9 protein-coding genes are annotated in these 14,352 nt (G+C 58.3%); 8 read left to right on the top strand and 1 reads right to left on the bottom strand.

Annotation, left to right across the window (positions count from 1 at the left end; all coding sequences use genetic code 11):
• Positions 1 to 9: 9 nt before the first annotated feature.
• From FJ543_RS19760 to FJ543_RS19750, 3 genes are read left to right on the top strand one after another with little or no spacing between them, the layout of a single operon-like run.
• Positions 10 to 525: a hypothetical protein gene (locus tag FJ543_RS19760; protein ID WP_140876599.1), complete on the top strand. Its 516-nt coding sequence runs from the start codon at positions 10 to 12 to the stop codon at positions 523 to 525.
• Positions 522 to 4,040 (top strand): DISARM system helicase DrmA, encoded by a 3,519-nt coding sequence (gene drmA / locus FJ543_RS19755; protein ID WP_140876597.1) that lies wholly within the window; start codon positions 522 to 524, stop codon positions 4,038 to 4,040. Before FJ543_RS19760 ends, drmA begins: the two co-directional genes overlap by 4 nt.
• The gene (locus FJ543_RS19750) at positions 4,037 to 5,896 is read left to right on the top strand and encodes a DUF1998 domain-containing protein (protein WP_140876595.1); all 1,860 of its coding nucleotides are present in this window, start codon (positions 4,037 to 4,039) and stop codon (positions 5,894 to 5,896) included. Before drmA ends, FJ543_RS19750 begins: the two co-directional genes overlap by 4 nt.
• A 215-nt stretch (positions 5,897 to 6,111) precedes the next feature.
• Here FJ543_RS19750 and FJ543_RS19745 read toward each other — a convergent pair whose 3' ends face one another.
• Positions 6,112 to 6,621, bottom strand: a complete 510-nt coding sequence (locus FJ543_RS19745; protein WP_140876593.1) for a hypothetical protein — start codon at positions 6,619 to 6,621, stop codon at positions 6,112 to 6,114.
• Positions 6,622 to 7,325: 704 nt separating this feature from the next.
• Between FJ543_RS19745 and FJ543_RS19740 the strand changes: the two genes are divergently transcribed.
• From FJ543_RS19740 to FJ543_RS19715, 5 genes are all read left to right on the top strand, one after another.
• A complete protein-coding gene (locus FJ543_RS19740; RefSeq protein ID WP_140876591.1) occupies positions 7,326 to 7,556 on the top strand; it encodes a hypothetical protein in 231 nt (76 codons plus the stop codon).
• A 480-nt stretch (positions 7,557 to 8,036) separates the two neighbouring features.
• The gene (locus FJ543_RS19730; protein WP_140876587.1) at positions 8,037 to 8,867 is read left to right on the top strand and encodes a hypothetical protein; all 831 of its coding nucleotides are present in this window, start codon (positions 8,037 to 8,039) and stop codon (positions 8,865 to 8,867) included.
• 10 nt (positions 8,868 to 8,877) lie between these two features.
• Positions 8,878 to 11,178, top strand: coding sequence for a DDE-type integrase/transposase/recombinase (locus FJ543_RS19725; RefSeq protein WP_140876585.1), 2,301 nt, complete (start codon positions 8,878 to 8,880; stop codon positions 11,176 to 11,178).
• On the top strand, positions 11,172 to 12,167 hold the full coding sequence (locus tag FJ543_RS19720) for an ATP-binding protein (protein ID WP_140876583.1): 996 nt from the start codon (positions 11,172 to 11,174) through the stop codon (positions 12,165 to 12,167). Before FJ543_RS19725 ends, FJ543_RS19720 begins: the two co-directional genes overlap by 7 nt.
• Positions 12,164 to 14,152 carry a hypothetical protein gene (locus FJ543_RS19715; protein ID WP_140876581.1) on the top strand — a complete coding sequence of 663 codons (1,989 nt, stop codon included), beginning with the start codon at positions 12,164 to 12,166 and terminating at the stop codon, positions 14,150 to 14,152. The genes FJ543_RS19720 and FJ543_RS19715 overlap by 4 nt, the downstream gene beginning before the upstream one ends.
• The last annotated feature ends 200 nt before the right edge of the window (positions 14,153 to 14,352 follow it).

Raw genomic sequence — 14,352 nt, 5'->3', positions numbered from 1 at the left:
GGCGCGAAGATGGCCCGGCACCATGGTCCTGTCCTGGTCGATACCAACGTCATCATCGAATGCTGGCGTGTGTCGGCCTGGAAGGCTTTGACGAGCGGGTATGCGGTCGAGACCATCCAGATGTGTGAGATCGAAACTCAGACAGGGCTCCAGCGGCGGCGTCCAGAGCAGCAAATCGACGCCAAGGTTCTGAGGGACACGCTTAAAGCGGTACATCCGGTTAACGACGTTGAACGCGCGAGCGCGCTGTTGCGCGACGATCATATGCGCTTTCTGGACGCCGGAGAGCAGATGCTCTGGGCACACGCCATCACGCGCGGCGACGCCTGGGTCCTTTGCGGTCCGGATAAGGCTAGTCTTCGCATGGGACTGCGCCTCGGCTTGCGCGACAGGCTGGTCTCGTTGGAGCGACTCCTTGCCGATATCGGCCATCGTCCGAAGGTGGCCCTAAGAGAGGCCCATACCCAAAAATGGCTCGACCAGGCGCTGGTGCAGCTTTCTAACCTTGAGAGACCGACACCATGACGAACTCGCTCGAGGTACGAAACAAGCTGATCGACATCCTGCGCCGAGACCTAGTCGGCCCGAATCCTGGCCTCGACCAAGATCTTGCACGAGAGGTGCTGACGGAGAAACCATCGCGCTGGTACGTCGGAGGCTTTATCGTTCCCGCCTACGACGGTGTCGCGCCTGTGATACCTGACGACGAGCAAACCGCCGAAGAAACCGCCGACGATCTTCTCGCCAACGAGACGCTGGACTCCGCTGTTGAGGGGGAGGTCGACGAGAAGGATTCGACTGACCAACCGCCGCGGGACAGGTTTCTTCCGTCGTCGATAGGGTTGACGGTGGTTCTTCCGGAAACGGTGAGTCAGGTCACGCTGCACGCTACATGGGGGAACTACAAGACTGAGCCCCCATTGCCCGATGCGCTCCTCATTCCGGAACTCTCGGAAAAGGGCAAGCCAAAGCCAGAAAAGCCCGAGAACCTCCGTTGGGTTCGGGTTCCCGGCCAAGCCGCGATTGTCCTCGACGTCACTCGGAACCAACCCGGAATCCCGCTGTCGGAAAGCGCTGCCCCTCAGAGGCCGGGCGGCGGCATCGAAGTCACCGTTCACCAGCGTGTGCTTCGTCAGAAGACCCCGGAAGGGACTGAAGAGCGCCTACGCGTCATCACGGTCTTCTTGGTAAACCGTCGACGGAGCACAAAGGCTCCGTACAAGGACGTGGCCTACGCGTTCCAGACCCGGATCGAGCTCGAATGTGCGGATGGATTCTATCCGCGCAGCGACCTGTCTACCTACCAGTCCGATGATTTCGACCTTAGGCTCGGCGATCTTCATTATCGCGACGTCCGCGAATATGCCGTTGGTCGCAATACATCTGCAGGCTGGCAAGAACGGCGTGACGCGACGAACAATCCACTCCCTGTGACGCGTGTTTGGACCGATTTTCTTCCACAGCAGGAGGTGGAGCGTGTCGTCCCGGCAAGGATCGATGGCGTCGAGTTCGGCATGGAGGCTCTCGCTCGGGCTGCCATTTCCGGTGCCGAGGCGGTCAGTGCCGCCCTGGATTCACTGCCTGACCTTTACGCTGAGTGGCGGCGGGGTCAGGAAGGATTGATGACAGGGCTTGCGCCGAGACGGCTAGAGACAGGCAATGCACTTCTGGAAAATGTTGACACCGCCGGCAGCAGGATTCGCGACGGGATAGATCTCCTTAAGCGTGACCCGATGGCGCGTGAAGCATTCGGCCTGATGAACACAGCGATGGCTATGGCCAACCGCCAGCGCGAGGCAGTGATTCAGAAGAAGAAGCCGGTCGATGTAGACCCGCCAACATGGCGGCCGTTCCAGCTAGCCTTCGTCCTCCTCAACCTGGTTGGCATGACCGACCGCAACAGTGGTGAGCGCGAGATCGTCGACCTGCTTTTTTTCCCTACGGGCGGCGGCAAGACGGAAGCGTACCTCGGACTTGCTGCCTATGCGATTGTGCTGAGGCGGCTCCGGGGGTCTGGCGTGCTGGGTGCGGGCATCAGCGTCATCATGCGCTATACGTTACGCCTGCTCACTCTGGACCAGCTCTCCCGGGCCGCTGGTCTCGTCTGCGCGCTCGAACTCCTGCGGACGCGTGATGACAATGGCCGGAAGACGCTTGGCGAATGGCCAATCGAGATTGGACTCTGGGTGGGTGGCGCAGCCTCGCCGAACAATCTCAAGCCGCGAAATTCTTCCGACAAGGACGCCGCGACGACCTGGCTGAAGCGGTACCAAAACAGACCGAAGACAAAATCCCCGGTGCCACTGAAGGCATGTCCGTGGTGCGGTGAGCCCTTCAAGCCAGAGAGCTTCCACTTCACGCCCAACAGGATGGCTCCGCAAAACCTCGTTCTCAAATGCGAGAACGCCGAATGTGAATTCACGCGGGATCGGCACCTGCCGGTGCTCGTGGTGGACGAACCAATTTACCGCCGTCTTCCCGCATTTCTCATCGCCACGGTGGACAAATTTGCCTCCCTTCCATGGATTGGCAAGAGCGGCGCATTCTTTGGACACGTGGATCGGTATGATCCGGACAAGGGGTTCTTCGGCGCGTCTGAGCTAGGCGAAGGTCGCCCCTTGGGAAACGGGCATCGGCTCGATCCGCCGGATCTTGTCATCCAGGACGAACTGCACCTGATCTCTGGCCCGCTGGGAACGGTGGCAGCACTCTACGAAACAGCGATCGACCTGCTGTCGTCTCGGCCGGGTCTTCATGGGTTCATTCGTCCAAAAATCGTTGCTTCGACCGCGACTGTCCGACGGGCCGAGAAACAGATCGCAGCGTTGTTCGATCGTTCGGAGACGGCCGTGTTTCCGCCGCCCGGCATCCACCGCACCGACAGCTTCTTCGCCAAGACTGTGCCATCGACACGAGAGCCAGCCCGCCTCTACGTCGGCGTGGCGAGTCAGGGCCGCGGGCCCAAACTTCTCTTTCTTCGGAGCATGCAGACCCTGCTAGCAGGCGCGCAGGCATTGACTTCCGGCCCGACGCAAGAAGGGGACGATCCCGCCGATCCCTATCTGACCGTGCTCACGTATTTCAATGCGCTTCGCGAACTTGGAGGCGCTCGTCGCATCGTAGAGGACGAAATCCGCGAGCATGTGGCGAGCTATGGCGACAAGCGGCAACGCATCGTGCCTGCGGGCCCAGAATTTGCCAACCGACAGATGCGTCAACCGATCGAACTCACGTCGCGCGTGACGACGGACGAGGTGGCGTTGGCGAAAGAACGTCTCGGCAAGGCCCTGACGGAGGACGGCGCTCTCAACGACGACAGTATCGACGTGGCGTTGGCAACGAACATGATATCGGTCGGACTGGACATCAGCCGCCTTGGGCTGATGCTCGTTCAGGGGCAGCCGAAGACCGCAGCCGAGTACATCCAGGCGACTAGCCGCGTTGGACGGGCGAGCGGCAAGCCCGGATTGGTGGTCACGCTCCTCAACCTTCACAAGCCACGTGACCGAACGCACTACGAGCAGTTCAGGGCGTTTCACGCGTCTTTCTATCGCGCGGTGGAAGCGACCAGCGTGACGCCGTTCGCCCCGAGGGCGCTGGACCGGGCGCTAGCCGCCGTTATCGTTGCCGCAGCCCGACACTACGATCCGGCGCTTTCGCCATCCGCCGCCGTTAACAGGCTGGAAGACCATCCCGGTGTCCGTGACACGGTCGACGCTGCCCTACGGCGCAGGGCACTCAACGCTGGCGTGGACGAGGCTTCGATCGAACGCGCGGCCTCGCGTGCGCAAGAACTCTTCGACATGTGGGAAGAGGTTGCGGAAGCCCAGACGGCAACCGGTGGCACATTCACCTATGACGGCTCCGGCGTGGAAAAACGGCTTCTTCAATATCCGCTCGACCGGAGGGCCGAAACGCTCGATCCGGTCCACCAGCGTTTCGTGGCGGCGCGCTCAATGCGTGATGTTGAGTATTCCGTCTTCCTGAAGACATGCGATCCTTTCGGCCGCCCATTGCAGGAATCGGAGCACGATCAATGAGCCGACCGAAACAGAGCTTAAGCCAGCTGTTCACGTCTTTCGGCCCGGGCGCGATGCTGGACCTTCCAACCCGCTCGGTCATTGTCGCAGGGCTCGATCACTGGGACGGAAACAAGGGGGCCTTCAAGCGGATCGAGGAGCCCAGGCTGACGACGCTTCTTCAGACTGTTCTTTCGGGTACAGGACGCTGGGACCCGGCCAAGCCGGTCCAACTGCGGACACCGCCGATCGCACAGGACAGCCAAAACGAGACTGACCCAGCGAGCGTCGCTGTCAGGGTGTTTCCGACATGGTTCACCTGTGAGGGGATTGCCGAAGACGGGTCAGCGAGCGCACGCCGCAGGCGTCTCGCGCGATGGAACGAATTGGACGCGGGCAGCGGTCGGAAGAAATTCCAGCGCGACGACGGCAAGAAGGTCGATGTCACGCCGATCCGCTTTGTCGGCGCCTGCAAAAAGGGACACCTCCAGGACATCGATTGGAAATGGTTGGTACACCGCGGCGAAAAGTGCAGCGAGGCGCTGTGGATCGAAGAACAGGGAACCAGCGCCGATCCCTCTAACATTCGTATCGGCTGCCATTGCGGCCGGCCGTCGGTGTCGCTTGCCGACGCTTTCAAGCCCGGCTTCCTTGGAAGCTGCAAGGGGAGACGTCCGTGGCTCGACACGGAAGAACCCGGATGCACCGAGCTGTTGCATTTCCTGTCGCGCTCGGCGACGAATACCTACTTTCCCCAGGCGGTAACGATCATCTCGCTGCCCATCCACGAGGATGCGCTGAGCGACGCCATCCGCAAGCATTGGTCGAGCCTGCAATCCGCCTCGGATCCGAATTTCATTGGCGTGCTGAAAAACGTTCCCGAAATCGGATCGATGCTAGCGGCCTACAGTAATGAGGAAATCTATCAGCGGATCGTGCGCATGCGCGAAGCTGTCGTGCGCGAAGCCGCACAGGATCCGAAGATGGCCGAATATGATCTGCTCGCCAGTGGCGACAGGTTTATTGGCGCCGACGCGTCGGCAGAGCCTCTATTCGCGGAGACGATCGATGTTGCGGATATCGATCGTTGTGTCACGACGGACGGTAAGCCTCTGCTGGACGCAGTCGTTGCCGTGCATCGGTTAAAGGCGGTGACCTGCCTCTATGGCTTCACGCGACTGGAACCCGCGCCCACGCTTACGGACGAAATGCTCGACGACGTGCAACTTGCCGTGGACGGAGCGCCTTTGGCCGAGGCGACGGACTGGTTGCCCGCCATGGAGCAGACCGGCGAGGGTGTCTTCTTCAGCGTCACGCCCGTTGCGATACGGGAATGGCTGCAACGGAAACCAGTCGTAGAGCGGGCTCGAATTTTGTCGCGCGGAGCCAAAAACTACGAAAATCGTCACAACGTGAAGCAGCCGTTCAAGGGTATGCCGTACATTCTGCTCCATTCGCTTTCGCATGCCATCATGGAGGAGATTTCCCTGGACTGCGGCTATCCTCTGAGTTCGTTGAAGGAGCGGGTCTACGCCATGACCGGGAACGGCTCGGATCGGCCCGATCGTTTCGGAATCCTGATCTACACGGCCAGCGCCGGCGCGCAGGGAACGCTAGGGGGTCTAACCGAGATCGCGGCAAGGATTCCGCGTTTGATCGAAAGCAGCCTCGATCGTCTCCGACTCTGTTCCAACGATCCTGTGTGTGCCGACCACGATCCATCCGTCGCGGGGGACGAGCGCTCATTGATCGGCGCAGCATGTCACGCCTGTGCCTTGGTGTCCGAGACGAGTTGCGAGAGCCGCAACAACTTTCTGGACCGTACGCTGCTTATCGACACGGTGGCAGGAAACGACGCCCACTTCTTCGGTGCTTAAATTCTGACATGGGATCGGCGCGCCAGTGTCCAACGGCGGGGCCGGCTTGAGAACTTGGTGAGGATTCAGTCCGGTTGCGGCTTTCATGCCCCACATGAACGCAATCAAGCGGCCCGGATATCAAGTCCACCAGTGACGCATTGCGTACAAACCGCAGGACCGAACAACTTCATGCGGTTGTTAGAGTGGATGCTCACGTGGCAGCCTTGTCTGGCCTATGTAGGGGAATCGGGGATGGGCTCTCCGGCAAACCAGTACCCGTCGCCGACACTGACGAACTCCGGAGAGCTCCACATGACCTTCGCTATCCGCTTGACCGGCACCTTGGCGTCGATCTTGATGCTGGCGCGGTCCAATCGTTCGAGAATCTCCGATCTGGTCAATGGGTGACCGGTCTCCGTTAGTTCACGACGAACAAAGGAGCGGATGATGCTGGCTGCGCTGCCTTCGCGTTCCTTGTATATTCTTCCCCGTGATTTTCTGGGCCGCGGGGGGCGGGCGGGCTCGCCTAGCTGTGGCGTTTGTTTTGTAAACTGAGAGACCGGCTTCTGTCTGCGCAGTAGCCGCAGGGCTTCTTTAAGACGCGCCAGGTCTTCGACCCCCTGACGGATGTCGTCTTCACAAGCTGCAATCGCTGCAATGAGCTGCTCCTCAACCTTCTTGACGGCGAGTCCTGTCGAAGCTGAAACCGATCCGCTAGACGTGCTACCCTCGTTCGCTTCCATTCTTGTCTCCGTGAATTGACATGGAGTCGCGAATCAGATCTCTTACGCAGCCATGCACCTGCTGTGTAGCGGTGCGGAGTGCCCGGTACAGCGTTCAAAGTCAGAACCGCCAAAGAGGGCAGACCGATGAAATCCTTATCTCCTCAGTAGCACCGAGCACGAATGCTTCAAAGGACTCCTTCCGCAGGAGTCCTTCGAAACTTCAGGTTTCCACAGATGTAACCCGGTTTCGCGCTCGATGAGCGTGGATGGAGCTATGAATGTACGAACGCACCGAAGAGGACGGCCGTAGGGATCGGGCCATAATATGGCACCCCATTATCCTGGCGCTCAGGCAGGAGATGATAGCCTTCTGCTGGTCCTCCCCCCACGCAACGGGACGCGATTCATGCGCTTTGTTTTATGCGCGGTTACGGAAGAAAGAGCAGAAGCTGCCCCCGTCGGAGGTGGAACCGCTAATATGGCCTTCGAAGCCCACGCTCTCACGATGGATTCGAACTGCCGAAACCTTCGAAACACTCAGCGCACGCTACGGGCGGCGGATTGCCGGGCGTCGATACCGCGCAAGTCGGGATCCTTCGAGGCCTCCATTAACCTAACGATCTCGACGTTGTTCGCTTCCCGCACTTGCTCGGCCCATGGAAACGCTAAGGCTCCTCTCACGCTTAAATCCCCAACCGTCTGACGAAATGGAGAAAGGAATCATGAAAAGGAATCCAGACCCCCGAGACGTCGTGTCAATAGCGGCTGATACCCTCTCACAGAGCTTGACAGCGCAACTGCGTGAGGCGGGGATCATCATGCTTTTCATCGATGAGTTCAACGAGAGGGTTACAGCAACTCGCTCCCAGGGTGGAGAGCTGAAAAGCCTCCTGAATTCCGCCGCATGCTTACAATCCATTCTGTTGGGGGGCGAGCTGCGCGATGAACATTGAGGACCTTCAATGGCGGCTTGACAGCATTCGGCATGGATCGGGCCGCGACCACGGACTGTGGGGCTCGATCTCCACGAGTTTGGCCCAGCGCCTTGTAGCGAACAAACCTTCTAAGTTCGCTGAGGTGCGTCTGCTGCCCGACTCGACAGTCAGATCGCTCGCTCTGACGCTCCTTGACGGTTTCAAGAGGCCTGAATTAGCCGGAATCCCCACGTCACGACTGTGGACCACGATACTATCACATTTCCGCCGCGAGCGCTCCCGATTGCTGATCGTGGATGGCGTTCACCATCTCGATGGCAACGGTGAGAGGAAGCTCAGAAGTTCGACTGAAATACGTGATTTGCTAAAGTCGCTTCTCCTTCACGGCATACCTTTTATGTGCGTTGGGCCTGAATCGGGTGCACGTTTCCTCCTGGAGGACGTTCAAATTCGGGCGCGCTATCTAGGCTCGGTGAGCCCGTCAAAGGGATACCCGACATGACCAGGCACATCGGAAAATTCTGCGACAACGGTGTGGTCGCGAGAATCGTGAGATCCGTGGATGGAGGACCCATCCGGCAAATGGTGACGACTGGATCGACAAAGCCCACAGGAACGTTCGTTTCTCTGAAGGGCGGTAGCAGGGCGATGCCTTGGGAATCCATGAAGTGCGAGCTACCAGCCCTGGAATTGGCGGAAGTCGCCAGCCCGGTCGTCAGTCTGATGGCGCAGCCGCACCGGTTGGAACTGTTCGTTCGCCGGAGGCGCGATCCGCTGATCTATTTTCCTGATCTGGAACTGACGGTCGAATCCAGTCTCTACAGCCGGCTGATGGCGCCGCGGCCGTTCGCAGAAGCCCTGCTCCAATGGCGTCCTGATCCAGGCCGGTCGACCGGGTATCGGACCGTGGTGGTCGAGGTTAAGGACGACGACGATCCCAGGAACGACGATCCGGAGTACCAGAGAAAACTCAGCCTTGCCGCGAAGGTGTATCGGGGGCTCGGCTTCGGCTTCTTGGTGATCGTGCGATCACATGATCTCGCTTGTGTCGACCTCGATCTCGTACACAACGTTGCCCTCGAAAATTATACCAAGGTGTCACCCATCGACGTGGATGTTTGCATGCGATGGTTATCCAGCTCGGGAGGCGTCGGCCGTTTGGGCGGTCTCGTTATGAGGCTGGGAGGCGGTGCTACTGGACGAGAGAAGGCAGCGGCGTTGCACGTGAGGCGCGTGATCTCGGTGGATCTAAGTCAAGGGTTCCTACCCAGCACACCGGTCTCTCTTCTGCACCCCATGTCTTCGCCGGGCCTATCGAAGGCTGCGTAAGGGTTTTGATATGGACGCTGGTCTCGATATCCACCCAGGGGAACTCTACATCTTCCCGCAGCGGTCCTCCAAGGCGATTTACGAATATCTCGGCGTTGAGGATGACGAACGCCTTCTCTTCGTCTGCAAGTCCGGCACATCAACGTTCCGGCCAGATCGGGACCAGTTTCTGGAACTCCGCAATAGACCAGGCGGTGCAGTTCGGGTCCGCACCAGTGCGCCCGACCAGGCTGATGGCTTTGTTTATACAGACCCGGCCACATTCCTCGATCCCGACGCGGATGGGTTCTCTTCGCGAGAGCGTCAACGGATCAGAACACTTAAGAAGGACCGTCTGTGGGCACTGACGGTCCAGTTCTTTACTATCAAGTTCGACGATACGCCCGGAGTCGGGCTTACAGAGGCAAGGCTCGCGAAGTTCATCGGCGAACATGCTTCGGAGGCAGAGAGCGTTGGGCTAAAACGTTCGATCTCGGCAAGCACACTGCGCCGTGCCATTCACGATTGTGGAGCGTCTGGGGACCGGGGACTCCATCATTTTCTTCCGGACAAGGAGCGGGAGCGCGGGCCCTTCTGGGATCCGTTTATCCTTCAACTGAAGGCAGAACTGATCGATGAGTTCTGGTCTCCAGACCAACCGCGCCTCACAGAAGTTCAGGAAGCATTCCGCCTTAAGCTGCGTGAAAAGAACGAGGCGCTCCGACGTTTAGATGCCGATCTCTTGACCCAGCCTACAGGCGAAATCATGCGGCTGTGGATCAAGGGAGCCGAATGTTATTACCGCTACAAGGCGCGGTACGGTGTTCGTGCGGCGGGCCGCCGCTATAGAGGCCAAAATCGAGCAATCCAAGCACGCCGACCACTCGAGTACGTAATGTTCGACCATACGCGGGTCGACGCGTGGGCAAACGTCGAACACGAAAACGGGAAGACAATTCTTCAGGAGCGGCCATGGCTGATGCTGGTCGTTGATGTGTTCTCTCAAGTCATTCTGGCGGCGATTCTCACATATGAACCCCCCTCCATCTACACCGTTGTCATGGGCCTCAAGCAGATGGTCCGGCCAAAGGATTTCCTTCCCCCGGAATTGTTACGATTCAAGAATTTCGGTGATTTCTGGGGAAAGCCGAGTTTTGTCATCGTCGATCGCGCCTGGGAGAATACCGGAACGGCCTTTCAAACTATGTGCGAGAGCGTCGGCATACGCATCATCTGGGCCCCGGTTCGAACCCCAGAATTCAAGTGCCACGCCGAGCACGGCTTTCATCTCCTGAATTCGATTTACTGGCACCGGCTACCAAGCGGCATACCGCACAAGCCCCACGTCATGAAGCAACTGGGGCTCGATCCTCAGAAGAAGGCCGATAGGAACATCCAGCAAATGAATGATGGTCTCTGGTATGCGATTCGGAAGCACGCTTTCAGGGTCAATGATGGTCTCGGGATGGCCCCCGCGCGCGCTTGGCAAGAGGGGTTCCGGAACCACAACCGGCCGATGATGGACGACGTGACGGCGTTCGACACTTTCCTTGGAAAGGTTTGTCAGTGCCAGCTTTCAACATCAGGGGTAAAATTGGATCACCAGCGGTTCCACGATCCGAAGATCACCAGCGCGCTGCTCAATGATCTTCTGCGCTATGCCAAAGCATCGAAACAACGGAGGGCGCCCAACTCGAGTGGGACAGTGTCTGTGCATGCCACGATGGACTGGACCTGCGAGTCCATCCATGTGTGGAACCCGAAGGCTCGGCGGAACATCAAGCTCCCCAATATCCTGTCTCGCTTTTCGGCTGGGCTATCTTGGGAGGATGCAAAGGCATGCCGGGAGTTCGCACAGAAGGAGAACCTCTCATTCTGCACCGAGGACGAAATGCTCGAAGTCTCCGCCGCTCTGATGGCGACGTACAAGACCCAGGTGAAAGATCAGCCTTTCCGAGAAGCTCGAAAGGCGGCTCGTCGCTATCGCCCCCGTCCCCAGCTCGTACGGGGCTCGACGATCGAGGAGGCGTGGGAAGAACCTTCCGCTACAGGGATGGGGGGCACGAGCATCTCCCATACGCTCCCAGCGGCGGAGCGTATGGATGGTAGAAAAGTGATCAAATCCGCCCGCCGTGGCGGTAAGAAGGCCAGCGAGAAGGCCGCCAAGGCACGAAAGGCGAAAAAGGAGCAAAAAAGTCAGGCTTCCAACTTCCCTGAACCACCACGCCCAAAACCCGCCAACAAACAGGAACCTGCTGTTTGGGCTTCAATAGACGATTCAGCGGCTCGTCTTAAGCGGCTCGCAGAAGCGCTGGGGGTGGCTCAATGCTGATGGTCGATGGTCGAGTGCAGGCCGAATTCCTCAAGATGTGTATCCCGCATCCACGAATGTCGAAAGCACATCGCATTTACGACAACTTGCGTCAGATGAAGATATTGGCGCCAAACAAGCCACAGCGATGCGCGTGCCTTTTCGCCCCAACCCAATCCGGAAAATCGAAAACGGTTGAGACGTACATCGAGACGCAGATCGTGGATGAACTCATAGCAGAGGGATTGTTCCCGCCTGATATGGATCGTGATGAGATAGTTAAGCAACAACGGCGGGCGCTGTATGTGACGTTGGACGGCGCAGCGACTGTCAAATCTGCGGTCTCGGACATTCTCTTGGAGTTCAAGGATCCTCGAGCAACCCTGGGAACTGCGACCTCTTTGCTCGGCCGCGTATACGATTATATGAGGCGATGCGGCACCCAGATACTCTTCTTGGATGAGATCCAGCATTTGGACGACAGGCAAACGGAAAAGGACAAAAAGCCAAAGCGGGCAGCGATGTACGAAAGTACGGCAGTCACCGACACCCTCAAGACAATGCTCATCCGCGGATTAGTCCCGATCGTCTTCATAGGAGTAGACGACGCGGAAAGCATGATTTTGGGTGATCCTCAGCTCAGCGCCAGGTGTGTATCAAAGATAGAGTTTGAATCACTACGCGATGACGTTCCTGAAGAAAGAGACATTTTCTTAGACTACTGTGGAATGCTTGGCATTAAGCTGCATCAGCATGGGCTTTTTGATGAAGCATCAAACCTGATCGAAGGAGATCTGCCTGCAGTCATCCACAGGGTTGCATCAGGCCGATTGGGCATGGCTAGCAACCTCATTGCTGCAGCATGTTCGATTGCCAGAGAGCAGCGGGCGCCACGCGTCCTGAGGGAGCATGTATCCGGAGCCATAGATGAATGGGCAATTCCGATGGGGCATATTGATTACAATCCGCTCGCGCAGGGACTTCGCGATTATGAACGGAGGGCAGCATGACCTGCATCGGCCCCTCATCATCCGACCAAAGCGCCTTTTCACCCGCTGCGCCATTGGTTTTCTCGTCAACTCCCATTCCCGGTCAATCTATCGCAGAAGTCGTGTTGGAAGCAGCAGCGAACAACTGCTACCGCAACGCCGCCCATGTCCTGTCCGCCGCCGGAATCGAGTACCAGGGCGATCCTTCGATCTTCTCTCGATCACGGGGTAGAGAGGATAGCTTGGCGACTACCCTCCGCCTTCCGGATGGGAGTGATCTCCTTCATGCGATAACCCCGTACCCTGTCGCTGGGCGGCCAGGTTGGTCAGAGTTCTTCGGCGTTCCTTTAAGGAATGTTCATCGCGACATGAAGTATCGCCGGGTGTCGCCCAGGAGCTTGGCGCAATTGCTTCGTTTGAAAGCGATGTGGTCTGTTCGGGTCTTCTCTTTCGATCCCCTTACGAAGGAATGCCTACTCGACAGATGCCCAGAGTGCGCACGACGACCGACCTATCTCCGCACGTATGGAATACAGTACTGTGAATTCTGCTGCCAATCGGATGAGGAAGGATTTCCGCGCGGGAAGGTCGATTTTCGCGATTTCCCACAGCCCGTTGTCGAAATCGACGACATGGAGGCGCTAGGTTTTGCGGTCGGTCTGATCGACCCCGAACGCGGGGACATTCGGAAGCTGTACGACCGCTTGCACCCGGATTTGGCTGCGTTCGATACCGCTGATCTCTTTGAACTGACAATCGCCGCTGCGTGCGCATTGACCACCAGTTCCTCCTGGGAAGCAACCACGCTTGATAGACCCGCTCGACAGGAGGAGTACGTTCGTTTCACACCAGAGGTCCTTTCGAGAGCCGCGCGGATGCTTCTCGACTGGCCGGAAGGTTTCCACAAGGTAGCTGCCGAAGTGAGAGCGAGCGGGACGAGAAGGAGAGGGCACTTCGGGGTCCGCAAGGAACTGGGTCCCCTGGTCGCAATGAGCATGGATGCGCACCTCCTGCCCAGGATCCAGCGCCTCGTGAAACACAGGATCAAGCTGGACATGACCCTGACATCCGGGGTGACACCAACTGTGCGGCGAGCCGAGCATCGTAGTTCATCGGATTTCATCCCCATCCAGGAAGCCGCCCGAGATTACGGCCTATCTCGCCGAAGGATCTCACGCCTAGCAAAGCGAGGTCGGATATCTTCAATCAGAGTGTCGAAGGCCATTAAGGCACCCGTCCTTGTCGATTCGAGGGAACTGGCCGAAATCGTCGGGTCCCAAGTGCTCGGCGTCGGATCTCAGTCTGTCGCGGTGGAGCTGGGAATCCCCAGAGCCTGTCTAGGTTCCCTTGCTGACGCAGGCCATCTTGCTCGAATAGTGCAGGGACCATTTGGCCGACCTGGTGGCGAATTCTATCGTAAGGACTCAGTCGATGACTTGAGGCGCCGCTGCGAAATTATGGCAAGTGATGGACCCCGGCCTGAAGGGTGGGTCCGCATCACCAAAGCCGTGAACCGGTTGGGCCTCGTCGATGCGAATCCTTGGCCTCGCATCGTTGAGCGAATCCTTGCAGGTGAACTCCGGATATGGCGGGTTGAGGGCAGACTTACGGCTCTCATGACGTCCCACGCGGTGAAAGACGTGCACGAACTTGCATTCATGGATTCCTCGCAGGATCATAGGATTGACGAGGATGTGGTATTTACTCAGACTGAGGCTGCCGACTTCTTGAAAACCACATCCGTCACGATCAACGGGCTCATCCGGCTCGGTCTGCTGTCCGCGCAACCGACGGCCAGCGACCTGAGAGAATTCGCGAGGGCGTTCGTCATGACCGCCGAGATCACCGAGCAACTTGCTTCCAAAGGGAGGCGGCTCAGGTGGCGCGACGTCCCGAGTTTGCTGCGGGCATCGGGTGTGGAACCGGTAGCCACCTTGAACGGAAAGCTGGGGCTCGTTTGGGGAAGGGCCGAAGTCGAGGGCGTCATCGGGCGGGGGATCGAGTAGCTTTACCGAACCGCAAGATTTTTCATGCAAATTGCCGTCTTTCGAGGCGGTTTTTTTGTTTTGGGCTTGATGAATCAGACAGAGTTGCCGATTTTGAATCATGGCCATTTGCGTGCCATTGTAAAATCAATAGCTTAGCTGAATCATTCAAGCTTTGGCGGCTCAAGCGTACGGGCAAGTTCGCCCGCGGGTTCGCCAAA

This window comes from Mesorhizobium sp. B2-5-7 (assembly GCF_006440875.1).
Classification (GTDB): Bacteria; Pseudomonadota; Alphaproteobacteria; order Rhizobiales; family Rhizobiaceae; genus Mesorhizobium; species Mesorhizobium australicum.
The sequence above is the reverse complement of the archived record's forward strand: the minus strand, read 5'-3'. Positions and strand labels throughout refer to the sequence as shown.